Annotated in this window: 27 protein-coding genes; 17 read left to right on the top strand and 10 right to left on the bottom strand. The window is 40.5% G+C overall.

Features of this window, described 5'->3' with window-relative positions; all coding sequences use genetic code 11:
- Window positions 1-49: 49 nt before the first annotated feature.
- The 4 genes from BM291_RS11425 (at window position 50) to BM291_RS11445 (ending at window position 5,449) form a co-directional block, all read left to right on the top strand.
- Window positions 50-1,564, top strand: a complete 1,515-nt coding sequence (locus tag BM291_RS11425; protein WP_092897461.1) for an eCIS core domain-containing protein — start codon at window positions 50-52, stop codon at window positions 1,562-1,564.
- Window positions 1,565-1,716: 152 nt separating this feature from the next.
- Window positions 1,717-2,460, top strand: a complete 744-nt coding sequence (locus BM291_RS22145) for a hypothetical protein (RefSeq protein ID WP_217647305.1) — start codon at window positions 1,717-1,719, stop codon at window positions 2,458-2,460.
- 231 nt (window positions 2,461-2,691) lie between these two features.
- The gene (locus BM291_RS11440; RefSeq protein ID WP_092897463.1) at window positions 2,692-4,350 is read left to right on the top strand and encodes a sialidase family protein; all 1,659 of its coding nucleotides are present in this window, start codon (window positions 2,692-2,694) and stop codon (window positions 4,348-4,350) included.
- Between the two features lie 277 nt (window positions 4,351-4,627).
- Complete coding sequence (locus BM291_RS11445) at window positions 4,628-5,449, top strand: alpha/beta fold hydrolase (protein ID WP_092897465.1); 822 nt, start codon at window positions 4,628-4,630, stop codon at window positions 5,447-5,449.
- Between the two features lie 151 nt (window positions 5,450-5,600).
- Here BM291_RS11445 and BM291_RS11450 read toward each other — a convergent pair whose 3' ends face one another.
- Window positions 5,601-5,996, bottom strand: a complete 396-nt coding sequence (locus tag BM291_RS11450; RefSeq protein WP_092897467.1) for a DUF1573 domain-containing protein — start codon at window positions 5,994-5,996, stop codon at window positions 5,601-5,603.
- Between the two features lie 457 nt (window positions 5,997-6,453).
- Window positions 6,454-7,908, bottom strand: a complete 1,455-nt coding sequence (locus BM291_RS11455) for an ATP-dependent DNA helicase (RefSeq protein ID WP_092897469.1) — start codon at window positions 7,906-7,908, stop codon at window positions 6,454-6,456.
- 14 nt (window positions 7,909-7,922) lie between these two features.
- Between BM291_RS11455 and BM291_RS11460 the strand changes: the two genes are divergently transcribed.
- The 4 genes from BM291_RS11460 to coaD all read left to right on the top strand — a co-directional run bounded on the left by BM291_RS11460 (window position 7,923) and on the right by coaD (window position 10,450).
- A complete protein-coding gene (locus BM291_RS11460) occupies window positions 7,923-8,432 on the top strand; it encodes an NUDIX domain-containing protein (RefSeq protein WP_092897471.1) in 510 nt (169 codons plus the stop codon).
- Window positions 8,433-8,480: 48 nt separating this feature from the next.
- Window positions 8,481-9,062, top strand: coding sequence for a hypothetical protein (locus BM291_RS11465; protein ID WP_092897473.1), 582 nt, complete (start codon window positions 8,481-8,483; stop codon window positions 9,060-9,062).
- A gap of 11 nt (window positions 9,063-9,073) precedes the next feature.
- Window positions 9,074-9,892 carry a DUF3822 family protein gene (locus tag BM291_RS11470; protein WP_175499689.1) on the top strand — a complete coding sequence of 273 codons (819 nt, stop codon included), beginning with the start codon at window positions 9,074-9,076 and terminating at the stop codon, window positions 9,890-9,892.
- A 102-nt stretch (window positions 9,893-9,994) separates the two neighbouring features.
- Window positions 9,995-10,450, top strand: coding sequence for a pantetheine-phosphate adenylyltransferase (gene coaD / locus BM291_RS11475; RefSeq protein ID WP_092897540.1), 456 nt, complete (start codon window positions 9,995-9,997; stop codon window positions 10,448-10,450).
- Here the strand turns inward: coaD and BM291_RS11480 are convergent.
- Window positions 10,438-11,124 carry an NUDIX hydrolase gene (locus tag BM291_RS11480; protein WP_092897477.1) on the bottom strand — a complete coding sequence of 229 codons (687 nt, stop codon included), beginning with the start codon at window positions 11,122-11,124 and terminating at the stop codon, window positions 10,438-10,440. The genes coaD and BM291_RS11480 overlap by 13 nt on opposite strands.
- Window positions 11,125-11,223: 99 nt before the next feature.
- Between BM291_RS11480 and pyrE the strand changes: the two genes are divergently transcribed.
- Entirely contained in the window at window positions 11,224-11,868 is a 645-nt protein-coding gene (pyrE, locus tag BM291_RS11485) for an orotate phosphoribosyltransferase (protein ID WP_092897479.1), read from the top strand.
- Between the two features lie 68 nt (window positions 11,869-11,936).
- On the opposite strand, the gene BM291_RS11490 is transcribed toward pyrE, so the two are convergent.
- From BM291_RS11490 to BM291_RS11520, 7 genes are all read right to left on the bottom strand, one after another.
- A complete protein-coding gene (locus tag BM291_RS11490; RefSeq protein ID WP_092897481.1) occupies window positions 11,937-13,127 on the bottom strand; it encodes a hypothetical protein in 1,191 nt (396 codons plus the stop codon).
- Window positions 13,128-13,133: 6 nt separating this feature from the next.
- Complete coding sequence (locus BM291_RS11495; protein WP_317045657.1) at window positions 13,134-13,964, bottom strand: type 1 glutamine amidotransferase; 831 nt, start codon at window positions 13,962-13,964, stop codon at window positions 13,134-13,136.
- Between the two features lie 44 nt (window positions 13,965-14,008).
- Window positions 14,009-15,127 (bottom strand): carboxylate-amine ligase, encoded by a 1,119-nt coding sequence (locus BM291_RS11500; protein ID WP_217647306.1) that lies wholly within the window; start codon window positions 15,125-15,127, stop codon window positions 14,009-14,011.
- Between the two features lie 22 nt (window positions 15,128-15,149).
- Window positions 15,150-16,106 carry an ATP-grasp domain-containing protein gene (locus tag BM291_RS11505; RefSeq protein ID WP_092897485.1) on the bottom strand — a complete coding sequence of 319 codons (957 nt, stop codon included), beginning with the start codon at window positions 16,104-16,106 and terminating at the stop codon, window positions 15,150-15,152.
- Between the two features lie 23 nt (window positions 16,107-16,129).
- On the bottom strand, window positions 16,130-16,843 hold the full coding sequence (locus tag BM291_RS11510; protein ID WP_092897487.1) for an esterase family protein: 714 nt from the start codon (window positions 16,841-16,843) through the stop codon (window positions 16,130-16,132).
- A 118-nt stretch (window positions 16,844-16,961) separates the two neighbouring features.
- Window positions 16,962-17,474, bottom strand: coding sequence for a hypothetical protein (locus BM291_RS11515; protein ID WP_092897489.1), 513 nt, complete (start codon window positions 17,472-17,474; stop codon window positions 16,962-16,964).
- 94 nt (window positions 17,475-17,568) lie between these two features.
- The gene (locus tag BM291_RS11520; protein WP_092897544.1) at window positions 17,569-18,081 is read right to left on the bottom strand and encodes a gamma carbonic anhydrase family protein; all 513 of its coding nucleotides are present in this window, start codon (window positions 18,079-18,081) and stop codon (window positions 17,569-17,571) included.
- A gap of 137 nt (window positions 18,082-18,218) precedes the next feature.
- Here BM291_RS11520 and BM291_RS11525 point away from each other — a divergent pair, with 137 nt between their 5' ends.
- From BM291_RS11525 to secG, 8 genes are all read left to right on the top strand, one after another.
- A complete protein-coding gene (locus tag BM291_RS11525) occupies window positions 18,219-18,941 on the top strand; it encodes a YceI family protein (RefSeq protein ID WP_092897491.1) in 723 nt (240 codons plus the stop codon).
- Window positions 18,942-19,002: 61 nt separating this feature from the next.
- Complete coding sequence (locus tag BM291_RS11530) at window positions 19,003-20,256, top strand: anthranilate synthase component I family protein (protein ID WP_092897493.1); 1,254 nt, start codon at window positions 19,003-19,005, stop codon at window positions 20,254-20,256.
- A gap of 7 nt (window positions 20,257-20,263) precedes the next feature.
- The gene (gene dinB / locus BM291_RS11535; RefSeq protein ID WP_092897546.1) at window positions 20,264-21,349 is read left to right on the top strand and encodes a DNA polymerase IV; all 1,086 of its coding nucleotides are present in this window, start codon (window positions 20,264-20,266) and stop codon (window positions 21,347-21,349) included.
- Between the two features lie 133 nt (window positions 21,350-21,482).
- Window positions 21,483-22,958 carry a tRNA (N6-isopentenyl adenosine(37)-C2)-methylthiotransferase MiaB gene (miaB, locus tag BM291_RS11540; protein ID WP_092897495.1) on the top strand — a complete coding sequence of 492 codons (1,476 nt, stop codon included), beginning with the start codon at window positions 21,483-21,485 and terminating at the stop codon, window positions 22,956-22,958.
- Window positions 22,958-24,247 (top strand): sigma-54 interaction domain-containing protein, encoded by a 1,290-nt coding sequence (locus BM291_RS11545; RefSeq protein WP_092897497.1) that lies wholly within the window; start codon window positions 22,958-22,960, stop codon window positions 24,245-24,247. Before miaB ends, BM291_RS11545 begins: the two co-directional genes overlap by 1 nt.
- Window positions 24,231-24,770 carry an LPS assembly lipoprotein LptE gene (gene lptE / locus BM291_RS11550; RefSeq protein WP_092897499.1) on the top strand — a complete coding sequence of 180 codons (540 nt, stop codon included), beginning with the start codon at window positions 24,231-24,233 and terminating at the stop codon, window positions 24,768-24,770. The genes BM291_RS11545 and lptE overlap by 17 nt, the downstream gene beginning before the upstream one ends.
- A gap of 33 nt (window positions 24,771-24,803) precedes the next feature.
- Window positions 24,804-26,201 (top strand): hypothetical protein, encoded by a 1,398-nt coding sequence (locus BM291_RS22265; protein ID WP_245786844.1) that lies wholly within the window; start codon window positions 24,804-24,806, stop codon window positions 26,199-26,201.
- A 12-nt stretch (window positions 26,202-26,213) separates the two neighbouring features.
- Window positions 26,214-26,579: a preprotein translocase subunit SecG gene (secG, locus tag BM291_RS11560; RefSeq protein ID WP_092897501.1), complete on the top strand. Its 366-nt coding sequence runs from the start codon at window positions 26,214-26,216 to the stop codon at window positions 26,577-26,579.
- The last annotated feature ends 94 nt before the right edge of the window (window positions 26,580-26,673 follow it).

The raw sequence follows: 26,673 nt of genomic DNA on the forward strand, positions 1-26,673 counted from the left end.
AGCTGAACCCCGTTATAGGCAATAGACCAGAATCCGAAAAGAGAAAATTATGCATACTCACGCTGACAAAACGCAAGAAAACAAAAGCCAATCAGACGCCAATGTAGTTTATCATAGACAGAGCAGTGCTGAATCTACTTTTCAGTTTGTTGACAATCGACCAGAAGCTGTTGCACAACGAAAATTGCAGGAAATGGCTAATAATAGCCCTCAAGCCAAACGCGCTACACAATTGCAGACGATGGCAGATAACCATTCTGCTAAACAACAGCAACCTATCCAGAAGAAAGAAAACAATACAGGGTTACCTGACAATTTAAAATCTGGAATTGAACAATTATCAGGATATGCTATGGATGATCTAAAAGTCTATCGCAACTCCAGTAAGCCAGCACAGTTACAAGCTCATGCTTATGCACAAGGAGCCGATATTCATTTGGGGCCGGGACAAGAAAAGCACTTGGCTCACGAAGCTTGGCATGTGGTACAACAAAAACAAGGTAGAGTAAAACCTACTAAACAATTAAAAAGTAAAGCAAACATAAACGATAATGTTACCCTAGAACATGAAGCCGATGTTATGGGAGCTAGAGCAATCTCCTTGGGTAAAACTAGCAATGATTTTGGCAACAGTTTACAACAAGTATCTAGTAATTCCTATGGACCGATTCAAATGGCTGGACATGCTGGAGTTATGATATTTGGTGGTCACCCGAATGGTAGAGCAATTTTTAAACGAGTTGAAGTAAACGAATATCAAGAATACCAACGTGTAAGAAATGAACAAGCCGTTGGGGAAGCACCCGCGAATAACGTATTTCCAAGAGTATTCGGAACGTATACTGCAGCTGAATTCAATCAAGTTGGAGCAAGGATAAACCAGGGGTATAACGCTGGTGATGCCAGAGTTCAATCTTGGTTAGAGGGTGCTAAAGCGGGTGACTTTTATGTTGAAATAGAATCTTTAGGACCTGCAGGAGATAAGGTATTTGACTTTAAAATGGGAACCAGTACGGTAAGTAGAGAAGAACTGGAAAGAAACCATGGTAAATCGAAAAGTGAGGCCCGTATAAAGAAAAAGAAGATGGGTTTGGTGGACCGTTCTACAGAAACAAGTACCCTTGGTTTAAGAGATTCTGATGCCGCCAAAGGAATGTCAAAGTGGAGTTTCTTACCTTTTAAAATGGCTGAAACATTGAAACCTTTTAAAGAATTAATTTCTGATAGAGCAAGGGACGATGGTGCTCAAACCCCCTTTTTACCACAGGTAGCTATAGATTTACAAGGAATACATGATTATTTCGCCCAATCAGATACCGTTTATATAGCCGCAAGTATTCTTGTCAATATTTCTCAAGGGCAAGCAGGAAGGCCTGGAGATGCAGTAGAAAAAGCGAAGTTTATAGATTTGGCACACCCTATTCGAAGAGGCGAGGACAGTTTTAACAAAACCAGAAATCGTGTTTTACATGGTATTCAAAATTTAATAAGAATTGTTAATCGAGTCGACCCAACAAATTACCAAGGGGATGATGATAACGTTGCGCCTGTCAATGCAGGGTGAGCAAGCATTTATTCGTAAAAAAAGGAAAGTAAAAGCCTATCACAATGCCTAAACTGCATTAAAACGCAGTTTAGCCAGACCGTTGCCAGCCATTTCCTCTATTTCGAAGTGGAATAAAATTAACTCACTAATAAATGTAAAAATTATAAGACATGAAATACATATTATTACTCGCACTATTCATATTACAATTCACTGGTTATTCACAAACGCTTAATGAAAAACCCAGCTCTGAAAAAGGTAGTGACAAGTTATTATTAACAATCTTTCTTAAACATGATCAAAGTATGAACATAGATGAGATTGAGAAAATAAAAACCGATCAGGGATTTTATGAAAATTTCCCATCAGAAGGTGTATCAGTTGTTGATTGGTATGTGGTAATGGGAATTGGTCAGATGGTTGTATTAGAACTTCCTGCTTCCAAATTAAGAACTGTAAATGTGGCGCTTGAGAAAACGGCTTGGAAAGCTTTTAAAACAGAGTTTTATACAACTTACAATCTATATCCTATCATAGAAAATAAGTTGAAAAATAAATCAAAAGTAGTACTTGATTCCAAACCCTACTCTGAAAAAGCGAATGACAAGTTGTTAGTCACTGTCTTTCTTAAACATAATCAAAGTATGGTTTTAAATGAGATTGAAGCAATAAGAACCAATCAAGGGTTTTATGAAAATCTCCCTCCAGATGGTGTTTCTGTAGTTAATTGGTTTGTGGTTATGGGACTTGGTCAAATGGTTGTGTTGGAACTTCCTGCTTCAAAATTAGCTGCTGTAAATTTGGCTATTGAAAGAACCGCATGGAAGGCTTTTACAACAGAAATTTACCCAACTTACAACCTATACCCTATAATAGAAAATAAATTAAAGAATAGGTCAAAAGTAAATTACTAGAGTTTTTTTTTGTCATAAACAGTCAAAAAAATCTTATAAAACGGTTACCAACATCGTGTATATTAAGGACTTGGTCACTGCCGACTTACGAACATTCCTTCGGAATATTCTATCTGTGATTTACTGCTAAATCACTTACTTAAAACACACGTCTAATCATACACAACAACGCCGCTGCTCACAGACCACGTTAATATAAATTGAGTTCTAATTATTATTCACACAAGACGAATGAAACAATTACTATTAATTATTATAATTTCAATACAGACACAATTTTTATGGGGTCAAGACATTCTAATTACTCAAAATAGCATACAAACACCTGTATTAAAGTACAAAAAACTTTCACCGGTTATACAATTTCAACTACAGTCCAAAAATGAGTTTAGTGTCAAAAAGTTGGTGCTAGAATTTGAAGGAACTACCAACATTAACGATATAGATTCAGTATTTCTGATTGACATGGGGCAAGATAGTACCTGGCATACAGAAAGAGGAAGCATAGTCAAACAGAAAGCGCTGACGGAAGAGACTGCTACTTTTACTTTTTCAACACCGCAACAGATTAAAAACAACTATTTCATTGCTGCTGTAAAACTTAGAGATTCTACTTCACTTAATCATTCCATTTCAGCAGGGGTAAAAAAGGTTGAATTCATCGAAGCACAATCGCTTTCATTTGTAGCTGATACCAATCGAATTAGACAGCGTGTAGGTGTTGCCTTAAGGAATGGAGGAGATGATGGGGTCGTTAGATATCGAATTCCCGGTATAGCCAGTACCAATGAAAACAGTTTACTTGCCATTTATGATATTAGAAGAGATAATGGCAGAGATCTGCAGGGTAATATTGATATAGGTGTCAGCAGAAGTATAGATGGGGGAAATACTTGGGAACCTATGCGCATAGCATTAGATATGGGGGAATTCGGCAATCTCCCACAGAAGTTCAATGGAGTTAGTGATGCGAGTATATTAGTGGACAAAAACAGTAATGCGATTTATATTATTGGCTGCTGGATGCATGGCGTAATCGATGAACAAAAAGGCATTCCGATTAAAAATCTAACTGAGAATTCAACGAATTGGAACCATCAATGGAGGAATAATGGATCCTTACCTGGATTAGACATCAACATAACCTCTCAAATTCTCCTAACAAAATCAACTGATGACGGCAAAACATGGGGAGAACCCGTGAATATTACCAAGCAGGTGAAACAACCTGAATGGTATCTATTTGCACCAGCTCCCGGAAGTGGGATAACTCTAGATGATGGCACTTTGGTATTCCCTACGCAAGGCAAAGACAAGAATCAACTACCTTTTTCAAATATTACATTCAGTAAAGATGGTGGTCAAGCATGGCAATCAAGTAATCCATCCTACAGCAATACGACTGAAAATATGGTCGTGCAATTAAATGATGGAAGCATTATGCAAAATATGCGAGACAATCGAAATGCCTCAAACAAATCTGATAGTAATGGACGTGCTGTGTTCGTAACCAAGGATTTAGGAGAAGAATGGGTGGAACATCCCACGCATCATAATGCTCTGATTGAACCAGTTTGCATGGCGTCTATCTACAAACACACCTATACCACCGCCACTGGAAATCAAAAAAGCATATTACTGTTTTCGAATCCGAACTCAAAATACAAGCGTGAGCAAATGACAATTAAAATAAGCCTAGATGAAGGTAAAACTTGGCCTGAGGAGTATTGGACTCTATTGGATAAACTAAGTCTTAGTGGTGGTTATTCATCCTTAACAAGCATCGACAACAATACCATAGGCATATTGTATGAGGGAAGTCAGGCCCAAATGACATTTGAAAGTATCAGGTTAAATGAATTGGGAATAGAAGATGCTCAGTTACCTTGAGATATATGTAAAAGCACGGCCAGATTTCTGAAAATGAAAAAGTAAGTATAACGTCACAGCCGAGTAAAAGGCAATTTCATGCGTTGGAACGACCATCTTTTTGCACATATCTATATTCAACATTCAAGGCACACACATCACCTTGGATACAGCGGGCTGTTCAGTGTAAATAGAAAATTCAGTATATTGAATAAGCTAGAAGTAGGTTGGTAACGAGCAGCTCTGAAAGCCCATCAACTCCAAGCTGAATCCCGTTAGCACTATAGAATATCGAAACATGAGAAATTTCTTTATACTGCTTTTCTTTACCCTTATCTCTACCAACACAGCGTTTGGACAACTTCCAGTTAACAAAAATGGTAGATTTTTAGAAATCAATAAAGCACAAATTTATTTTGAAGAGTATGGAGAAGGTGAACCGCTTTTTCTTCTTCATGGGTTTCTCAACACAGCGGACAACTGGAGTAACTTTATCGAAGAATATTCAAAAAACTATAGAGTTATTGTTTGGGATATGCGAGGCCATGGTCGCTCAACTAATCCGGATGATCAGAAGGATTTTAAACATCAGCAGGCAGCGATGGATCTGTTGGAATTGATGGACAAGTTAACTATCGACAAAACAAAAGCCATTGGACACAGCTCTGGGGCTATCACGATTTTGTATGCTGCATCCATTGCCCCTGAAAAATTTGAAGCCATCATTCCAATTGCCGGCCAACATCACTATTCTGAACCGGTTAGAGATTGGATTAAGAGTAAAATCTGGGAAGATTTTTTTGATCAAGAAGAACTCGATTCATTGCACGGGAGAAAGAAGAGCGAACTATTGAAAAGACAATTTTACAATTTTTGGAAATTGAATGGTGATCCATCATTATCGAATGAGCTATTGCAAAGGATTACGGCGCGCACCCTGGTAGTTCATGGCGACAATGACTTTATCCCTGTGACCCAAGCGTGGGAAATCTACAACAACATTCCCTATGCTCGTATTTGGATTTCGCCTAATACTGGGCATATGCCACAATATGGGCCAGGAAATGATACAGACTTCATTAGGAGATCATTAGATTTTTTAAAAGGAGAAGGCTGGTAAATCTGTAATCCTCCCTCTGGAGCACTTGGATACTATAGACAGCGTCTAACGGCTCGAACATAACCTAGTCACCTCAACTGCCTAGACAAAACCCTACAAAAAAAGCCTCTCGATTTCTCAAGAGGCTGTACTTATAATTTTTACTTTCTGATTACTTGGTCTTCGGCAGAACGTTTGAAATCAAGGATACTTTCTCGATAGGCTCTGAAGCATTGGAGTAAATTCTCACTACAGAATTCTGCTTGCCCATTTTTCCAGTTGAATTGAAAGACACTTTGATCTCTGAAGTTTTACCTGGAGCGATAGGCTCCTTCGGCCAGCTTGGAACTGTACATCCACAAGTTGCGGCTACATTCGAAATAATCAACGGGGTAGTTCCTGTGTTTGTCAACTGAAATGTATGCTCTACTTTATCGCCTTGGGTGATGTCACCGAAATCAATTGATTTTTCTTTAAAAGTGATGGCTGCACCACTTTGTTCCTGCGCATTGGCATTAAATGCAAATACCAAAGCAAAGACGGTCAATAAGAATCCTAATTTTTTCATATGGTTTTAATTTATTTTTTAGTGGTCATCCAAATAACTATAGTGAGGAATCTTGCATGGATAAAATTCATATCACAGGGTGACAATCTCCCTCAAGCTCGATTTCATATCTATACATATTTGGTTTTCAAATATTCAATTTTTTGTGTCAAGTTCAAAATAACGGAATCCAAAGGTTTTAGATGCCTTTGACCTAGACTATATTGAAAATACCTTGCCAAAAGCGATTTTCAAGTACTGATTTTTTAACGTTAACCACAGAGCACGCGGAGTTTTACACAGAGGGCACAGTTATACTGTTATCATTTTTCGAGCCCCCATATTCAGCATACCCAGCATACTTTTACTTACTACTATTTATGCTTTTCTTAACACTAATCCTTTCAACCTCTCACTGATTACCTTTTACATTTTACTACTTACAACTCACAACATTTTCGACTCACCTCCTACTCCCTCAAAACTCCGAATCCTCGATTTCCTTTGGTTTCACGAAGAATACAGGCGCAAAATTCACTAGGTAAAGTTCCTCTGTAGCTCTGGTAATCGCAGTATAAAGCCATCTGGTAAAATCCTTATCTACTTGATTTTCGGGCAGGTATCCTTGATCCACAAAGACCGCTTTCCATTGCCCCCCTTGCGCTTTATGACAGGTCAAAGCATAAGCAAACTTGATTTGCAGCGCATTGAGAAAAGGATCTTTCTTGATCAATTCCTTGCGCTCCACCTTACTGGCCACATCTGCATAATCTTCCGACACTTGTTGGTACAAGCTTCTGTATTGATCACGCGTCAGCGAAGGACTAGGGGAATAAAGAGTATCCAAAATCACTTTTGCCTCGAAATGTGGCTCTTCTGGGTAATCCAGTAGCCTAAGTTCCAATGTAGCAAAGCGCAACCCATAGAACTCTTCGAAATTTCGAATTTTCATCACCTCAGCCATGTCACCATTTGCTAGGAAATTCACCTTTTCGGACTCCGCCATATAGGTGTAGTTGTTCTTCACGATCATCAGCAAATCCCCAGAGCTGATTTCATCCTCGAAAAAATGGATCGTTCGCCTGATATATAGATTGTACTGTACAGCCGCCTTATTGGACCGGGTGATGATTGTCGTGTTCTCCGTATCAAACTTATCATACGCATACCTCAACCCATCCTCCAGCCGCTCTCCGGTCATTTTGAATGTGTCTTTAAACTGATTGGTACTGATCTGTATCACTTGCTTCTCCTGCAGCAACTGATGCCTTAGATTGGTGGCATTATAAAGAATCCCAGATTCGAGTCGTTGCCGCATCACTTCCGTCAATTCGATGTAATCTGCATCCAATCGATAATGTCGCAGCAAGTAATCGGCCTCAAGTGCAGGACTAAACTCAGAACCCACTGGTGGAAGTTGGGCAGTATCCCCTACTAAGATGAGTCGATTATTCTGTCCATGAAAAACAAAGCTGATCAAGTCCCCAAGCAAATTGCCCGACATGCCGCCATCATCTGCGAGCATAGATGATTCATCTATGATAAAAACGGTATCCTTGTAATAATTCTTTTGAAGGATAAATCCCCCTCCCAAGCTCCCATCTTCCGCCTTGGGCTTATAGATAATCTTATGAATGGTATAAGCTGCTCGTCCAGAGTAATTGCTCATTACTTTGGCAGCACGACCAGTGGGAGCAAGCAAAAGCGAGCGCATGGATAATTTGGGTAGCGCTTGCACCAAAGCTGAGATCACAGAGGTCTTTCCTGTACCAGCATACCCTCGCAGGACAAACGTTGGCTTATTCTCCGGCTCCATGAGTAGGAAGTAATCCATCTTGGAGAAAAAAGCAGCTTGGCCCGATGTGGGTTCAAATGGAAAATATTTACTTAGCAATGCTGATGGCCTCAGCAATGACTCATTATCTTTACTCATACAGACGAATGTAAATGCCAAAAGATAAAATCAGCAAGGAAATCGAAGCAAAGTTCGGAAATCATCTCAGGTCACGCGTGAATGGCATTCTGATAGAAGACGGAAAAATCCTGATGATCAAACATTTAATGGGAAATGGCAAGTTCATGTGGTCTGTTCCCGGTGGTGGAATGCATTTTGGCCACAATGCATCTGAAAATTTAAAACGAGAGTTTTCTGAGGAAACAGGCCTAGATATAGAAGTAAAAGACTATCTTTTCGTCCACGAATACCTTGCGGCACCACTTCATGCGATGGAACATTTCTTTAGTGTGGAAAAAATTGGAGGGAATTTAACACTAGGTACGGATCCAGAACTCTATTCAGATTCTCAAATTATCGAAGAAATCAGTTGGATGAGCATAAATGAAATCCGATCATTGCCTAATGAAGCCCTTCATCAAATCTTTTGGGGAATTAAATCCCTTGAGGACTTAGTATTGTTGCGAGGATATTTTAATTTTGAAAATAATTCTCTAAAATAGCACGATTTAAAACCTTCAACCTTACCCAGATTCTTAAAATTTTAGCAAATGAATTTATCAAAAGTACTATCCTTGGTCTTCTTAGTAGTTGCACTTGGTCTCGGCTACCTTCTCTGGAAAGGTGTTGACGATGTAGTCGAAGACGAAAAAAGAGTCGCTCTTATCGAAGCAGCAATTATCGAAAAATTGCAAATGCTTAGAGATGCTGAGTTGGCATTCCAAGCGTCAAACGGAAGATATGCCGCGAACTGGAATGAATTGAAAGCATTTATCCAATCTGGTCAAATCTGGCTTGTTCAAAGAACTGAAACTACTACACTTCTAGAATACGGTAAAGAAGAAACCACAGTAGCATTCGATACGCTTGGTTCTGTACCAGTAATCGATTCTCTATTCAACGAAAGAAAATATCCTAATTTCAATCTAGAATCTCTTGCAGTAGTTCCTGGTTCTGGTGGAAAGCAGTTTGAATTCTTCGCAGACAAAGTGGAAAGAAACTCTTACGAAATCTCTGTTTTCGAGATTAGAGATCCTGCTCCAGTGAATCCTAACAGAAGATTGAACAACAACGAAAAAGCCTTGAAAGTAGGTTCAAGAACAGATGCCTCTACTGAGGGTAACTGGAAATAATACCTCCTATTTTGGAAAGCAACCTTAAAGTATTTAAAAGTGATAGGTTTGATGTGGAAGACGCAGCAAGCCTATCACTTTTTTTATATCCTGATTCCCTATTCATTTTTGCGAAGGATAAGAACCAGTCGAATATTGGTATTCACGAATACATAAACTTCAGCTGGACTTCTCTAGAACAGTTGGTGATTTCAGATCATCTCTTGAGAGCGGACTTACCCGCGAAGATTTATCTGCATCAACCTGAATTTAGCCTTGTCCCCGGCGTTTTATTTCAGCCTGGCAAAGAAGCTACTTACTTGTCTTTTGCCGCAGCTCAGCAAGCAAACACAAGCTATTTCAACACTCCTCTGGACAGCAACAACCTTCAGGTGCTCTCTTGCATCTCAGGCAAGCTAAAGAAGACGCTGGAAGCTCGGTTTTCTGACCTTACATTTCACCACGGATCTGTATCGTTTCTTTCTTATCTATTCAAAGAAAGATTTAACCTGATCGGGCAAGAGATTTTGGTCAGCATATTTGAAAATCAAATCTATGCAGCTGCATTTTCTAACCAAGAACTTGCTGCGTTCAATATCTTCACCATTGAGTCCAAGGAAGACATTTTGAAATATGCGTTGATCCTTATCGAGCAATTGAAATTTGATCGAAATCATGTGCGGATTAGTCTCTTCGGTGCAACAAGTGAAAGTGAAATCACTGAAGATTGGGGAAAGAAATACTTCCATAACTTCCGTCTGTTAACTCCACATGCCAATCAGAATTTCACCCATGGATTCAAGCATTTGAAATCAGTGAATCTATTTGAGACCAATTGGCAATTTGATTAATCCATGAAACTGATATGTGCAAACTAATCATTCGACCTATTTGGCAATGATCAGACCGCTCATCGAAGGTTCCATGTGGCCACTGAACCAATAAAACAATCCATGAAAAAAATCGCCATTTTCCCAGGTTCCTTCGATCCATATACACTAGGTCACCACGATATTGTGATGAGAAGTTTGGACTTGTTTGATGAGGTGATTATAGGGATTGGATACAATTCGACCAAGAAATCTAGATACTTTGAGATCGATGATATGGTGGCAAAAGTGGAAAGTGTATATGAACATATCCCTGGCGTCAAGGTCATTCTCTACAACGAACTGACCTCTACCCTAGCCAAAAAGCATAATGCCCAGTTTCTGATCAGAGGACTGAGAAATACTACTGATTTCGAATACGAGAATACAATCAGCCAAATGAATCGTTACTTGAACGAAGAGCTGGAAACAGTTTTCTTAATTACCTCACCTAGGTATGCTGCGATCAGCTCCACGATCATCCGTGAAGTCCATCGCTTTGGTGGTGATGTGTCAGAATTTCTTCCCTACAATATTTGAGGCTTTAAGTGCGTCTTGATGTATTGCTTGAAGAGAAAGCGCATTGATGGATAAGAATTGATCAAGGCAATTTTTGCATCGCCTTCATAGAACCATCTGATATCGTCTATTCCCTCCTCCTTTTGCGGAGTCATTTGGGAATCATTTAAACAGTCCATTTCAAACCAGTACGTTTTCTTCAGGATACTCTTTCTGTCTTGGGTATAAGTATGCCAAGTATTGCAGATCTTTTTACCTGCTTTCACCTTTACAGCACACTCCTCCTCCACTTCACGTACAGCACATTGCTTAGGTGTCTCTCCTTTTTCAAACTTTCCTTTCGGGAAATCCCACTTTCCAAGACGGAAAATAAGTAGCATTTTATCTTTTTTGGAAACCACTCCGCCAGCAGCTTTGATGATAGAAAATCGGCTTTTCACAAACTTTTTCAAAGCAGCTTTATCCTTAGTCACCAAAGTGATCGAATCCAGATCCTTCAGTTTTCGAGTCCTGAGGGTATAGAGCAAGCGGATGATCAGATCATGTGAAGGTTCATGAAATAGAATATCATCATTCCACGGCAAATGGGCTGGTAAGTCCTCTTGTTGGTGATAAACAGTGTCGTAAGACTTCGCAGGATTCAGCTCCTCGTAGCTTATCAGATCAAATGGCTTGTCATTCACGAAGATTCTCATGGGCGAATCAAGGGTTTGGCATGGTGGGAATTAATCAAAAGTGCATATTTTTTTCACTTGCTACAACCTTAGCCGAAGTTTATCGCTTATTTTTAAGCCATGGAAATTTTAGACGCGAACGTGGCTGCTGAAGTAGCCGACAAATTACTGGAAATTCAAGCAATCAGATTACAACCCGAAAAGCCTTTCACTTGGGCTTCTGGATGGAAATCACCTATTTACTGTGATAACAGACTTTCCCTATCTTTTCCAAAGGTAAGGACGATGATCAAAGAGCAGTTGGTGAGAAGCATTCAGCATTATTTCCCAAACGTGGAAGCAATTGCTGGAGTAGCTACTGCCGGGATTCCTCAGGGAGCTTTGCTGGCAAATGATCTTGATCTACCCTTTATCTACGTCCGATCCAAAGCCAAAGGCCACGGAATGGAAAACATGATCGAAGGAAAGGTAGTACCAGGTCAAAAGGTAGTCGTGGTAGAAGACTTAGTCTCTACGGGAGGCAGTTCGCTCAAAGCTACTCAGGACTTGTTAGACGCTGGATTTGATGTACTGGGAATGGTCGCCATTTTCAGTTATGGATTTGATGTAGCTGCGCAAAACTTCGAGAAGGCAGGCGTAAAACTTATTTGCCTAAGTCATTACGAAGCAATGCTTCCTATGGCTGTACAGAGAAAATACATTACAGACGATGTCCTAGAATCTCTTTCAGAATGGAGAAAGGCCCCAGCAATCTGGAAACAATAAGAACTTTTATAACGAACAAAGGCAGCGAGAAATCACTGCCTTTGTTCATTTATGGGTAGAGAATAAAACTACTTCTCAAAAAGGCCGATCGAACCCCCTACCCAGTCTTTGTCTTTGTTGAACTTCACGCCGATCATCTCTCCTCGACTGAGTCTCACTAGATTCCCCACCAAAGTAGGTTTCTCATCCTTTTCTGGCCAAAGCGCTAATATCCTTACTTCTACTTTTACCTTTCCGTCTGGAGATTGTATCACAGGAGAATAGGCAACTTTCTTCTGAAGAATATACAGATCCTTGTCCTTTACTGCTTCCACATCAGCTTTGGTCACATTGAAAACCACCCCAGACCCTGAAAAAGAAAACAAGGGCTTCAACACATAATTCTCCAAATCCTCTGGTATTTCATCCAGCTCACTGAGCAACTTGGTTTCAATAAAATATTGCCCCTGTAGGTAAGGCAAAATAAACTTAGAAATCCTCGTGTACCAGTTTGGATGTCCTGCCCACTCCACATCCAGTTTTTCTTCAAAACTGAACTGCAACTTCAAGTCCTTGCGCAGATCCAACTCATCAAAAATCACCCGATTATAAATCCGCTTGATTCTAACTTTCTCTCCAGCTTGATTTAGATAAAAAAGTTGATTCCCCTCTTTGATCACCTCCGTCACACAAACGATCGGAATTCCTAGGTCTCTACGACAAAAGTAAAAATCAATCTTTGTGTTCTGCTTCTCAGGCTCAATTTCCAACAGCACCACTTCTGAAGAGTCGTAGCCATTGAGAACAACTTCTCTCAATTTACCCAAGTAAGTCACCTCATCTAATCCAGACAAGTAAGGCGTCAATTCCGAAATAAAGGGATACTGTTGCTGAATCTTCCTGAACAGATTGAATTGGAAATTAAAGATGGAAGGAAAGCCCTGAACCTCTATAAGCTTGGGGATGATCTGCCCATTTTCCTCACAAATACCGAAGTCAATGGCCATAAACTGCGTATGAGCATCTTCATTTGGTACGGCTGTGTTAAGATCGATAGCTCGCTGAGTAATTGCTTTGAAATCCTGCTTTTTCACGAAAGCACATACTTCTTCGCAAGCTGCTTCCAGCTGCTTTTTCAAGTCCTTTGGAATGAAAAAAGGTGTTTCTGCTACTCTGAAAGTAGGTGAATAATTGAAGTCCGCAGCTAAATCATCAAGAAAAGCCTGATATTTTTCAATAGAAAATTCAGTGTTGAACTGAGCTCTGCGGGATTCAATCATAGAGGATTAAATTAAGGTAAGCGATTTCGATGCTTTGATTTTCTGTATGGATTGCTCAAGGAAATTGGGAATCAGAGTTTCATTCGTCTTGTAGATTTTGTCTTCATCTACCAAATGCTCCAGCATCTTTCTAAACTTGATTTTTCCTTTGACAGCTATGATTTTTTCTTTGACTTCAGCTTTTTTCAAATGCGCTAAAAAGCTAACAGGATCGGCTTCAGGATGGAATTGTGTGCCTACGATCTCAGCCGTAAAGCGAATGGCCATGATTGCGCGCTCGTATTCCACATGATCACGGATCTTTTCAAGTGCTATGATTTTGGCTCCAAGCACTTTGAATTTCTTCATATCTGGCTGAACTACCTGGTAGTCTCTAGAATCAATTGCCCAAAAAGGATTATCCAGACTTTGCAATAAGGAATCCTTTTGGCCTTCCGCAGTCTTATGCACAGACATCACTCCGAAGGAAGTAGATTTTCTCTTAGTGAGTGTTCCTAGCCCAAAATGTCTGCAAGCCATTTGAAATGAATGACAGATCAAAAGGATGTGTTTTTTATGATTATGGTTCTGATTCCAAATCCATATCTGATCCAGAAAATCAAAATATTTCAAATCCCAATGACCGTCACCTTCTTCGGGACTGCCTGGGCCTCCTGTAGAGATAAAAATATCAAAATCCCGGATCTCAGGAATCTCAGCTTTACCTCTAACATCAAATATTTTATAAGTCAACTGACCTTCAAATCTGGCCAAGATATCCTTGATACAACGCATCCCTTGATTGGGCTCACCATCGTACATATCTAATATAGCCAAGTTCAATTTCCTCTTTCCCACGTTGCCTGTTTGGTTTATTTAGCCCGCAAAGGTAATCAAAGCACTTAAATCCCTTCTGTAAACTTTGAAGTGATCATATCCACTACTTTTTTCAAATCTTGTGTCTGGTCAAATACTGCCAATTGCTGATCGGCACCTGTACCATTTTTCAGAATCTGATGCACATAGTTGATCTCTTCTCTACTGTCTAATTCATCTACGACATCATCTACGAAATCCAGAAGTTCCATGATCAACTCATAGGTAGGCACTTCTATTTTTCTACCAAAATCGATCAATTTACCCTCAATTCCATTTCTCGCAGCACGGAATTTATTTTCACGGATCAAGGCAATTCTGTAAATATTAAAGCTGGTGTTGCTCAGGAGAAGCCTGTACAACTTGGCAACTACAGCCTGTATCAAAGCCACTATACAAGTAGTCTCATCTACAGTAAGACACATATCACAAATCCGGAATTCAATCGTACTGAAAAATGGATGGATCCGAAGATCCCACCAGATTTTCTTGGGATTGTCTATACAATTGGTTTTCACCAAAGTCTCCAAATAATTATCGTAAGAAGCAACTGAGTCAAAATATTCAGGCAAACCTGTTCTAGGGAATTTGGCAAAAATCTTGGCTCTGAATGCTTTAAAACCAGTATTTCTTCCTTCCCAAAATGGAGAATTGGTAGTCAAAGCATAGATATGAGGAAGAAAATAACACGCCTGATTCATCAATTGAAGCGCAACTTCCCTATTGTCGATTCCTACATGCACATGGAGCCCGAAAATAAGATTTGATCGGGCAATGTCTTTCAATTCATCTACTATCGTATGGTATCTAGGGTCATCTGTGATCTCCTGATCTTGCCAGCGTGAAAAAGGATGCGTACTTGCCGCTCCTACTACTAAGCCTTGATCTGCTGCCAACTCAGATATTTTATTTCTGAGGTAAGAAACTTCCTTACGGGCTTGAGCAACATTTTCACAGACATTGGTCCCCACTTCTACCACTGACTGATGCATTTCAGCCTTCACTTGCTCCTTGAGTGTGATTTTTCCACCCTCCACAATTTTGGACATGTGTGAACGAAGATCTCTGGTTTCAGGATCTATTATCTGATATTCCTCTTCTACTCCAAGCGTGAACTTCGGGAGCTTTTTCAGTGATGAAGCCATGGTAATTCGTTAAGCGAAAAGTTTAAAATCTCTTGGAGCTGCTTACTGCATCTCTCATAAATGTGCCCCATGTTAGATTCATTTTCCCAGGTTTCTGAGCTTTTGCGTAGCTGATCGCCATTTTCGCAGCTTCCTCCACTACCCATTCAAAATTCTCCTGCCCTACCGAATTCACATCTGCATCAGGAGCTGGATTTCCAAAATCAATCGCATAAGGAATTCCGTCTTTCACTGCAAATTCCACGGTATTGAAATCATAGCCTAGGCCATGGCAAAGTCGAAGAGTGTAATCTTTGACCGTAGCCAACAACTTCTTTGAGGTAGGCGGTCCGTCTACTACATAGCGAAGATGGTGCGGGTTGCGAGGTTCGTAAGGCATGATTTTCACGGCTTTTCCTCCAAGACAATACACTCTGAAATACTCCTCAAATACAATTTCCTCCTGAAGCATCATCACCAACTGCCCTGTTTCAGGATGAGTTCTGAAAAACTCTTCCTTGTCTTCTAGGCGGTACACATTCTTCCATCCACCCCCTGCGTAAGGTTTCATATAAGCTGGAAATCCAACGTAGTCGAATATCCCTTCCCAATCCAACGGGGCAACAAGATTCCTAAAGGATTTGCTTGTAGTGTCATCAGGATGCTTTGCAGATGGCAAAATCACAGTTTTAGGCAGGGGAACTCCCAATTGATCTGCAAGGGCGTTATTGAAAAATTTATCATCAGCACTCCACCAAAATGGATTATTGATAACTGCCGTCCCAGTCAATGCCGCATTTTTCAAATACGCTCTGTAGAAGGGCACATCCTGGGAAATCCTATCTATAATGACTGCGTAATCTGATAACTGATTCTGAATCACTTTATCTATTTGCACCGCTTCAGCAATAATCCCTTTTTCTGCCTTTTGATTAACTCGGTCAATAAAAGCCTGAGGAAAAGTATCCTCCATACCGAAAAGTATTCCTATTTTCTTCATATCTAAATTGATAATACGTTGACCTAATTAAATTTGATTCTGCTCAGGTAATGTGGAAACATCTCCTTCCATACCTCCCAATCATGCGCTCGGTTTTGACGAACGTCAAACCAATGAGCAATATTTTTTGACTTAAGAGTTTCATGTAGTTTGATATTGGCATCGTAGCAGATATCCCAATTAGATGTACCCAAGACTACATCCATCTGCCAAAGCTCCTGATCGTTTAGTCCAGGAAGATACTCCAAGGGACTATTGTAAAAGATATCATCGTGCTGATATCCATCCATGAAGCTCCGGATATCAAACGCACCGGACATGCTAAATAGATGACTTACATAACCGGGATGCCTAAAAGCAAAATTTGCAGCATGATATCCACCAAAACTACATCCTGCCATGACTACTTTACCGGCTGGCGTATTTAAGCGTATACGCTCCACGATCTCATGACAAATCATTTTGTCATAAGCTACATGATTCTGAATTCGCTGATGAGGATGAATGCTCTTATTGTAAAAACTATCGGCATCATTACTTATAGGACAGTAGATTTTAATAAGCCCCTGTTCTATATACCATTGGGCAGATTTCACCAGTCCCATATCCCGGTTTTCATGAAAGGATCCTTTTGAAGTCGGGAAAATCACAACAGGATATCCCGCATGTCCGAACACCAACATTTCTACGTCCCGCTGCAGAAAGGGAGAAAACCATTTTAAATACTCTTCTTTCATATATAAAATTTCAACTAACAGTTAAAAATCAGAGGTTTTCTCTCCATTTCAAATACTAGTCAAAATTTCCTAAAAAGAAAAGTAACTGAGGTTAGCTTATTAATAAAAAATAAAGCTTCTACCGATTTAACTTTAGATCTGGCTGATTTTTAAGGACATAATTCCGAATGACACAAAAAATAAATATGACACAAAAAGCGCCAACAGTCAACCACTTAGTAGTCGTGAAAAAAGATGCGATAAATCCTAAAACCTGACTTTCTACAGGGAATTTTAAAAGTAAAAAAGTCACCATCAGGTTTTCAAATAAATCCAAAATAAAAATCACAAGTGGTAAAATCACTAGTAGTTTTCTTTTCGAGATCTTCATTATCAAAATACTAAATAGCAAGAGGTAGACGAGCATGTAAGCAGTATCCAAAATCCAAATCACAGCAAGGTAGTTCTCCCTTACTTTTGGCCCCATGCTTTGTATCGAGTTGTAGGCTTCATTTGCGGAATAAGCAAAACGCACATCCAGAGCTAATTCTCTGGGCATAAAATAGTTGAGCAGAAGATTGAATAAGGCGAAAAGCACGACCAAAGCAAGTAAACTTGGCGGTCTCTCTAATTTTCTAAAAATTGCTTCCATAAAAAAATCTAACAAAAATGAATAATGCCCAATTTAGGTGATTCTATCTAAAAATTATAAAGCAGACTGCATTTCCTGTACGAGTAATCTATAATCAGGTTGTATACCAACTTGCATACATAGGATAATTTCTAGCCGTTCTTGAAATCACCTCTTCCATTTCGGCTCCAGTATCTTTCACTTTTTTAGCAGGAATTCCCGCATAGATTGAATTAGCCTCCACGACAGTATTTGCCAAAACCACTGCGCCTGCCGCAATCACTGCACCTGAATGAACGATGGCTCCATCCATTACGATTGCTCCCATTCCTACTAGTACCCGGTCATGAATAGTACAGCCATGTACCACGGCATTATGTGCTACAGAAACCTCGTTACCGATATAAGTACCTGCTTTCTTGTAGGAGCAGTGGATCACCACACCATCCTGAATATTGGAATTATTGCCAATTCGAATTTCATGAACATCCCCACGAATTACCGCATTGAACCAAACTGTACAATTCTCTCCCATGATCACATCACCTACAATCGTAGCGTTTGGCGCTAACCAACAATTCGTCCCAAAGGCCGGAGTTTTATTATTTACATCAAGTAACAATGCCATTTTCAGGAAGACTAATTTTGGTTCGTTTATCACTATCTCAAAAACAAAGTTTCACTTTTTCTTTTGAGTAATGAACTTTTTAACAAACTTTGAGTTTACATGTATATACACACAAAATTGAAATTTAACTCAGCACAATGAAAATTATCAAACCAACAGGCCTAATTGTAGCGGCCGCACTAATGACTTTTGCTTGCAGCAAACCTGCTGACACGGTAGAAACAACTGATGCTCAAGAAGTAGCATCTTCAGAAGGAACGACTTTAACTTTGAGTCCAGAAGCTTCTAAAATAGCTTGGATGGGTTACAAACCAACCGGACAGCATCATGGAGTAATCCCTGCTACGACTGGTACTGTAACTGTAAATGGCACTGAAGTAACTGGTGGTTCATTCACGTTTGACATCACTGCACTAGAAATCCACGATATGGAAGCAGGTACAGAGATGCATGGTAAATTGAGCACTCACTTACAATCTGATGATTTCTTCGATGCTGCTAATCACCCAACTGCAACTTTCGAAATCACTGCAGTGGAGCCTTTCACTGCTGATGACGTAGTTGCGGACAATGAAGAGTTTGCTTCTGACAACACGCCAAAAACTAATAGCGAACTTTCTCCTGAAGCTCCTAATTACTGGGTAAGCGGAAACTTGACTATGAGAGGAACTACTAAAAACATCAAATTCCCTGCGACTATCAATGTAGCTGACGGAGCTGTAACTGCGAAAGCTGGTTTCAACATCAACAGAACTGATTGGGGTCTTGCATACGGAGACGAAGCTACTGCAGTTGATAAGGCAAAAGACAAATTTGTTTACAACAGCGTAGGTTTGGTATTGGACGTGAAAGCCAATTAATCCATAACAAACTCATTTGAAAGAGGAATTCTAACAGGATTCCTCTTTTTTTGTGCTACCAATGGAAAAAAGCACCTCCTTCATCTATCCTATCACTGATCCAAATTGGATCGAAAAACTTTGCAGATGGGCAGACCTGCACTTTGACTTTTTTGCTTTTACCAATGGAAATGCCCACCAATATCCAGAAGAACCTTTTGCTACCCGATTTTTCGCTGGACATAAGCAGTTGGCTGAAAATGAAATCTGGGGTATATCTAGTAAGTTCCAAAAGGTCGGCATCATAGGATACGACTTCAAAAACCACTTAGAGAAACTTCAAAGTGAGAACGAAGCTTTTTTCGAACTTCCAGAAATCTGCTTCTTCCAACCCTCCTTTACACTGGATTTTGATGGGAAAAATATCTATTCTGAAAACGAATTGTCTGATGATTTCTGGAAAGAAATAGCTAGAATCAAACTTCCTTTCTCAGCGGACACCACTTGCGAAGTCAGCCCACAACTCACAAAGGATAGCTATCTGGAGACTGTGAATACGATTCAGAATCACATTATCGAAGGGAATACCTACGAAACCAATTTTTGCCAAGCTTACGCAGGATCATTTGAGTCTTGGGACCCAATTTCAGCTTATTTCAAGCTGAACGAACTTTCTCGCATGCCATTCTCATCACTTTTCAAAGCAAAGTCTCAGTGGTTAGTTTCAGCCTCTCCTGAGCGTTATTTGAAAAGAACTGGCAGCAAAATCATCGCGCAACCTATCAAAGGAACTATTAAGCGTGGAAAATCTGCCGCTGAAGACGCTGCGAATAGAGAAACTTTGGCCAGCAGCGAAAAAGAACAAGCCGAAAATCTGATGATCACGGACTTGATGAGAAATGACCTCTCCAAAGTGTCAAAGACTGGTTCTGTGCAAGTCAAAGAGCTGTTTGGTATCTATCCCTTACCAAGAGTCTTTCAGATGATCAGCACGATAGTTTCTGACCTAAAAGAAGATGTAACCTTCTCCCAAATCATTCAAGCTTCATTCCCAATGGGCAGCATGACTGGCGCACCGAAGATTCGTACGATGGAAATTATCGATGAACTGGAAAGCTTCAAGAGAGGTTGGTTTTCGGGCGCCTTTGGGGTAATCGAAGAAAACGGGGATTTTGATTTCTCCGTAATCATTCGCAGCATTATCGCTGACTTGGAAGTGAAAAAACTCTACTTCGGCGTAGGCAGCGCCATCACCTACGATGCCAAAGCAGAACAAGAATACGAGGAATGCGGTCTCAAAGCCCAGGCAATTCTAGAAGTACTCCGTGGAAACTGAAAAAGACATAGTAGCCCCTCCAGTCCGGAAAATCATCCATGTAGATATGGACGCATTTTACGCGTCCGTAGAGCAGCTTGACCATCCCGAATGGCGAGGAAAACCGCTTGTGGTGGGCGGAAATGCTGCTCGAGGCGTGATCGCAGCAGCTAGTTATGAAGCTAGAAAATTCGGTGTTTACTCCGCTATGCCCTCCGTCTTGGCAGCTCGTAAATGCCCGCAGCTAATTTTTGCACCAGCGAGATTTGATCGATATCGAGAGATTTCCAGTCAGATCAGAGAGGTTTTTCACGAGTACACAGATCTAGTCGAGCCACTTTCACTGGATGAGGCATTTATGGATGTGACGGAAAATAAGAAAGGCCTAAAATCAGCCATACTGATAGCCAAGCAAATCCGCCAAAAGATCAAGGAGCGCACAGGATTGAATGCTTCGGCAGGTGTTTCCTACAATAAGTTCTTAGCTAAAATCGCCTCTGATCTAAACAAGCCTAATGGCCAGGCCGTGATCCTTCCTGAGGAGGCTGAGGATTTTTTAGAGAAGTTACCCATCAAGAAATTCTTCGGAATAGGGAAAGTAACAGCGGAGAAAATGAGCTCTCTAGGAATTCACAGTGGCAAAGAGCTTAAGCAATTTTCTCTGCAATACCTCACTCGGAAATTCGGGAAATCTGGTATTCACTACTTCAACATCGTCCGAGGAATCCACCTTTCCGAGGTGCAGCCACATCGAATTCGAAAATCTCTCAGTGCTGAGAACACTTTTGAAAAAGACATCTTGGCGATGAATGATCTGCTTTTCGCCCTAAAACCTATCTGTGATGAGCTGATCAAGCGAATTAAAAAGTCTGGGATCAAGGGCCGAACAGTAACCCTGAAAATCAAATTCTCAGATTTCACTCAGCAGACACGCAGCAAAACCCAAGAACAATATCCTGACGATGAACTCATCTGGGAAATAGCTCAGGAACTTCTGGCTCAAGAACCCTTTGAGAAATCAATTCGTTTACTTGGGCTTGGTATCTCCAATCTCAATATTATTGAGGAGCATCAGCACTTCGGAGAACAGCTCAAGATCCCATTTGAAGGCTAGAAGACCTAAATGAATTCCAGTATGTAGCCAGTTAACCAACATTAAGTACGCTGGCAAAATAAAAGGATCATACATTCTGCCATTTTGTCCGCATTTTAGTAATTTCGCCATCCGAAAGAAGGAAAGAAGGTACATGACCAATTTAATTGCAGACATAGATATCATCTCAGCAGAAGAAGCTCAAGCATGCGACTTCAAAATCACCGCAGATGAAAATACCGGCAAAACCAGAAAACTCTACATTGAGAGCTACGGTTGCGCCATGAATTTCGCAGATTCAGAGATCGTAGCATCCATCATGAAAGAAGGTGGATTTGACACGACTTCTGATTTTTATCAAGCAGATGTAATTTTTCTCAACACCTGCTCCATCCGCGAAAAAGCCGAGCTAACCGTACGAAAGCGCCTCACAGATTTTCAACGTGCTAAAAGAAGCAAGCCCGGAATGACTATCGGCGTGCTTGGTTGCATGGCTGAGCGACTGAAAGAGAAGCTTCTCGAAGAGGAAAAAATCGTGGACATCGTCGTAGGCCCAGATGCTTACCGTGATCTACCAAACTTACTTTCGGTAGCCGAAGACGGTCAGAAAGCAGTAAACACATTCCTTTCACGTGAGGAAACTTACGCAGACATCTCTCCGGTTCGTCTGAATTCCAACGGCGTAACAGCATTCGTTTCTATCATGCGGGGCTGTGACAACATGTGCTCATTCTGCGTAGTGCCTTTCACTCGTGGTAGAGAACGAAGCCGTGACCCCTATTCCATCGTCGAAGAAGCAAAAGACCTTTTCTCCAAAGGATACAAGGAAGTCACGCTACTCGGTCAAAATGTGGATAGCTACAAATGGTCTGCTGAAGAGAATAACAAAGCCAGACTGAACAAAAAAGATGAGGATTCAACTACGGTTGTCAACTTTGCCAATTTGCTGGAAATGGTTGCCTTGGTAGACCCTATGCTCCGCGTACGATTCTCCACTTCTCATCCCAAAGACATTACCAACGAGGTACTATACACGATAAAGAAATACGATAACATCTGTAATTACATCCACTTGCCTGCACAAAGCGGAAATTCACGCGTGTTGGAAATGATGAATAGAACCTACGATCGTGAATGGTACTTGGAGCGCATTTCCAAAATCAGAGAGATCCTAGGTGAGGAATGTGGAATATCATCCGACATGATCACTGGATTCTGCAGCGAAACAGAGGAAGAGCATCAAGACACACTTTCTCTGATGGATATCGTAAAATTCGATTTCTCTTACATGTTCTACTATTCGGAGAGACCAGGGACTTTGGCAGCAAAGAAATACCCAGATGATATTTCCTTGGAAGTAAAAAAACGAAGATTATCTGAAGTGATCGTTAAGCAGAGCGCTACTTCTCTTATGAGAAATAAACTCGACCTCGGAAAAGAACAGATAATACTAGTGGAAGGCCCATCGAAGAAATCAGCAGATGACTATAAAGGCAGAAACTCAGCAAATAAAGTGGTGATCATTCCTGCTGGTAACTATTCCAAAGGCGACTACTTAAGCGTAAAAATCATTGATTGCACTCCAGCAACACTGTTTGGTGAGGTGATTGAAATAAACCCGAAACATTAATGATTACTAATCCGGAAATACAAAGCGTCAAACAGCGCTTCGGGATCATTGGCAATAGTCCACACCTGAATCATGCTATCCAAGTGGCTATGCAGGCAGCTCCTACTGACATGACTGTGCTGATCACAGGTGAAAGTGGTAGTGGAAAGGAAAGTTTCTCGAAGATTATTCATTCACTCAGTCTTCGCAAGCATGGCAAATTCATTGCAATCAACTGTGGTGCTATTCCAGAAGGAACGATTGATTCCGAACTTTTTGGTCATGAAAAAGGCTCTTTTACCGGAGCTCACGAAGCCAGAAAAGGCTATTTTGAAGTGACTGATGGCGGGTCCATCTTCCTTGATGAAATTGGCGAAATGCCTCTTGGTACTCAGGCCAGACTACTTCGCGTACTTGAAAATGGAGAATTCATCAAAGTTGGTTCTTCAAAAGTGCTTAAAACGAACGTCCGTGTAATCACGGCAACCAATGTCAAACTTCTCAATGCTGTAGAAAAAGGAAATTTCAGAGAAGACCTTTACTACAGACTTAATACAGTGCCGATTTTTGTACCACCTCTGAGAGAGCGTGGAGAGGACATGGTTTTACTTTTCAGAAAATTCACATCCGACTTTGCTGAAAAATATCACGTCCGCCCTATTTCCTTGGACGCGGAAGCTCAAGCAGCTTTGATGCGTTATTCTTTCCCCGGCAACATTCGTCAACTGAAAAATATTGCGGAGCAAATCTCCCTTTTGGAAAGTGAGCGGGATGTAGATGCCGCCACTTTGGCGAAGTACCTTCCTTCAGACAATTCCCGTCTGCCTATGACCCTTCCAAGTTTGGGCAAAAACAGTGATTCTTCAGATTTCTCCGAAAGAGATTTGTTGTACAAGGTGCTTTTTGATATGAAAAAAGACATGAATGAGTTGAAAAAACTTGTGCTGGAGACTTATCAAAATGGCGGGCTGAATCAAAACATCATACAGAAGCACCAAGGACTTTTTGAAGATTTGGATAGTGGATTTGGCACTAAAGAAAGTACGGAATCCAATTCTAGCTACGTTCCTTTAGTGATTGATTCTAAAAAATCAAACTCCACTAACGACGAAGATTATGAAGATGACGCTATAGAGGATATTATTCATGAGGAAGATGACAACTCTCTTTCGCTGGAAAAGAAAGAAAAAGAAATGATTCTCAGAGCTTTGCGCAAGCATAATAATAAGAGAAAATATGCTGCAAGTGATCTGGGAATATCAGAACGTACACTTTATAGAAAGATCAAACAATATGAAATCGACCAATAAGCTTACACTCTTTGCTCTGGGGTTGGTCTTTCTCCTTTTCCAAAGCTGCGCGGTAAAATATAGCTTCACAGGTACCAACATCAATTATGAAGAAGTGAAAACGTTCACCGTTGATAACTTCTTCAATGATTCCGGTGGAGGAACGGCGAATATTGAGCAGAAATTCACCGAAGCGCTGAAAGAATATTACCAAAGAAACACCCAATTAGAATTGGTACGGTCGAATGGTAATTTGCAATTCATGGGAGCAATCACACGATACACCCTGACTCCTCAGGCGGCAGTTTCGAGTGGCGATCCAAATCTCCCTGATCGTGCGGGTAATATGCGCCTGACTATTAGTGTGGAAGTGGAATACATCAACACAACTAATGAAGAAGAAAATTTAAAAAGAGCATTTTCCTTTTATCAGGATTATGACCCTAGGACTACGACCTTTTTGGATGTGGAAAGTGACTTAGTAGACGAAATATTCACCAGCATAATTCAGGATATCTTTACAGCAACCGTCGCTAACTGGTAATTTCCCTATATTCAAGCTAAAAGGAATATTCACTTGAACTCAGCCCAATTTTTAGAAATACTCCATAAAGCCGATTCTTTAGATCACAGGGATATTCAGCAGCTACAGAAGGTGCAGGAAAATTTCCCCTATTTTCAAATCCCGTATATCCTCACAGCACGCTATGAATATCAACAAAATGTAACCGAAAACACCTACTCCCTAGCGTATGCAGCGATCACAAGTCCAGACAGAATCTGGCTTAAAAGCCTGATAGAAAAGCAGAAAGAAAATAATGCTACGACTGAGGAGGATGTGATAGAGAAAAGGGAAAAAGAAGAGGAAAAAAAATTGGTAGACGAGACGAAGGAGCCAACAACTCTCTTCAGATCTATTAGCAAAAAGGAAGTCAAACTAGAATCGATCAAAGAGATCGAAGCAAAGCAGCATACTGAGAACCTAGCAGCAGGCAATACCGAGATTAAATATAATCTGAGTGCTGCCACCATGCGCATAACTATTGTTATTGATGTAGAATATATTAACACTTCAAACGACGAGGAAACTCTAAAAAGACCCCTCACGTTTTTCAAAGATTACGATCCGAGAACTACCACCTTCTCCGCTATGGAAAAAGAGTTGGTAGATGAGATTTTCACTATCATTCAAGATATCTTCACAGCGCCAGTCGATAACTCGTATTTTACCTATATTCAAGCCAAAAGAAATATTCACGTGAACGCAGCCCAATTTTTAGAAATAATCCAAAAATCCGATCCTTTAGATCGCAGTGAGATCCTGCAGTTACAGAAGGTGCAGGAAAATTTCCCTTACTTCCAAATACCTCATATCCTTACAGCGCGCTATGAATTTCAAAAAGATAGCACCGTAAAAACTCCCGCTCTAGGATATGCGGCGATCACAAGTCCAGATAGAATGTGGCTTAAAGTACTGATTGAGAAGGCAGAAGAAAAGACTACTCCAGCTAAAACCACTACTTCAGAAGTAGAGGTAAAAACGGAAGCCAAATCAGAACCTATACCAGAGACAATCCCTAAGGAGGAAGCAACCCCGGAAGTACCTGAGGTAGTGAAACCAAAACCTAGAAGAAGGAAACCTCCGAAAGATGACCTGATCGAAACGATCAAGCGAAAAGAAAAAAGGGTAATCGTGGGCGAAAAGAAGATCGAGCAGATAGACTTGATCAAGGCATTTAGTAAAAAAGATATTAAGCTGGCAACGATCAAAGAGATCGAAGCAAACCAGAACACAGAGAACCTTGCAGCGGCAAGTACTCAGATCAATGACAAATTGATGTCAGAGTCTTACGCGAAAATTCTTGCCAAACAGGGTAAGAAGCAAATAGCTAAAGAAATTTATGAGAAGTTGGTATTGAAGTTTCCGGATAAAAGGACTTACTTTGCGGACTTGATCGAAAAACTGAAAGATTAACACCCATATTATATGTTTACTTTATTGATTACAATTATTCTAATTTTAGCGGTATTGCTAATCTTGGTTATCCTTGGACAGAATTCTAAAGGTGGAGCTGGTGCAGCATTTGGCGGTAGTGCTTCTCAAATCATGGGTGTTACCCGTACCGGAAATGTACTTGAAAAAGCTACTTGGGTATTGGCGATCTCTATTCTTGCATTATCGTTGGCATCTTCTGCTTTCTATACAGGAGCACAATCCAACCAATTTTCTTCTCCAAACATTGATAGCGCTAAGCAACAAGTGGTCGCTCCTACTTTTGGCGAAACTGAAAGCTTGCTTCCAGCAGCTACTGAAGAAACTCCAGTGGAGACTGATACTACTTCAGGAAACTAAGAAGAAAACTTCCTACGACTTTATAAAGTCTGCTCCTAATCGGGCAGACTTTTTCAGTTTATAGCTTCTGCAAACTTTTTGAAAGGAGGCAGAA

It is taken from the genome of Algoriphagus aquimarinus, from assembly GCF_900112005.1.
Taxonomy (GTDB): domain Bacteria; phylum Bacteroidota; class Bacteroidia; order Cytophagales; family Cyclobacteriaceae; genus Algoriphagus; species Algoriphagus aquimarinus.

Coding starts and splice junctions, on each gene's coding strand:
- BM291_RS11425 (WP_092897461.1), top strand. CDS start 50: ATGCATACTCACGCTGACAAAACGCAAGAAAACAAAAGCCAATCAGAC.
- BM291_RS22145 (WP_217647305.1), top strand. CDS start 1,717: ATGAAATACATATTATTACTCGCACTATTCATATTACAATTCACTGGT.
- BM291_RS11440 (WP_092897463.1), top strand. CDS start 2,692: ATGAAACAATTACTATTAATTATTATAATTTCAATACAGACACAATTT.
- BM291_RS11445 (WP_092897465.1), top strand. CDS start 4,628: ATGAGAAATTTCTTTATACTGCTTTTCTTTACCCTTATCTCTACCAAC.
- BM291_RS11450 (WP_092897467.1), bottom strand. CDS start 5,996: ATGAAAAAATTAGGATTCTTATTGACCGTCTTTGCTTTGGTATTTGCA.
- BM291_RS11455 (WP_092897469.1), bottom strand. CDS start 7,908: ATGAGTAAAGATAATGAGTCATTGCTGAGGCCATCAGCATTGCTAAGT.
- BM291_RS11460 (WP_092897471.1), top strand. CDS start 7,923: ATGCCAAAAGATAAAATCAGCAAGGAAATCGAAGCAAAGTTCGGAAAT.
- BM291_RS11465 (WP_092897473.1), top strand. CDS start 8,481: ATGAATTTATCAAAAGTACTATCCTTGGTCTTCTTAGTAGTTGCACTT.
- coaD (WP_092897540.1), top strand. CDS start 9,995: ATGAAAAAAATCGCCATTTTCCCAGGTTCCTTCGATCCATATACACTA.
- BM291_RS11480 (WP_092897477.1), bottom strand. CDS start 11,124: ATGAGAATCTTCGTGAATGACAAGCCATTTGATCTGATAAGCTACGAG.
- pyrE (WP_092897479.1), top strand. CDS start 11,224: ATGGAAATTTTAGACGCGAACGTGGCTGCTGAAGTAGCCGACAAATTA.
- BM291_RS11490 (WP_092897481.1), bottom strand. CDS start 13,127: ATGATTGAATCCCGCAGAGCTCAGTTCAACACTGAATTTTCTATTGAA.
- BM291_RS11500 (WP_217647306.1), bottom strand. CDS start 15,127: ATGGCTTCATCACTGAAAAAGCTCCCGAAGTTCACGCTTGGAGTAGAA.
- BM291_RS11505 (WP_092897485.1), bottom strand. CDS start 16,106: ATGAAGAAAATAGGAATACTTTTCGGTATGGAGGATACTTTTCCTCAG.
- BM291_RS11510 (WP_092897487.1), bottom strand. CDS start 16,843: ATGAAAGAAGAGTATTTAAAATGGTTTTCTCCCTTTCTGCAGCGGGAC.
- BM291_RS11515 (WP_092897489.1), bottom strand. CDS start 17,474: ATGGAAGCAATTTTTAGAAAATTAGAGAGACCGCCAAGTTTACTTGCT.
- BM291_RS11520 (WP_092897544.1), bottom strand. CDS start 18,081: ATGGCATTGTTACTTGATGTAAATAATAAAACTCCGGCCTTTGGGACG.
- BM291_RS11525 (WP_092897491.1), top strand. CDS start 18,219: ATGAAAATTATCAAACCAACAGGCCTAATTGTAGCGGCCGCACTAATG.
- BM291_RS11530 (WP_092897493.1), top strand. CDS start 19,003: ATGGAAAAAAGCACCTCCTTCATCTATCCTATCACTGATCCAAATTGG.
- miaB (WP_092897495.1), top strand. CDS start 21,483: ATGACCAATTTAATTGCAGACATAGATATCATCTCAGCAGAAGAAGCT.
- BM291_RS11545 (WP_092897497.1), top strand. CDS start 22,958: ATGATTACTAATCCGGAAATACAAAGCGTCAAACAGCGCTTCGGGATC.
- lptE (WP_092897499.1), top strand. CDS start 24,231: ATGAAATCGACCAATAAGCTTACACTCTTTGCTCTGGGGTTGGTCTTT.
- secG (WP_092897501.1), top strand. CDS start 26,214: ATGTTTACTTTATTGATTACAATTATTCTAATTTTAGCGGTATTGCTA.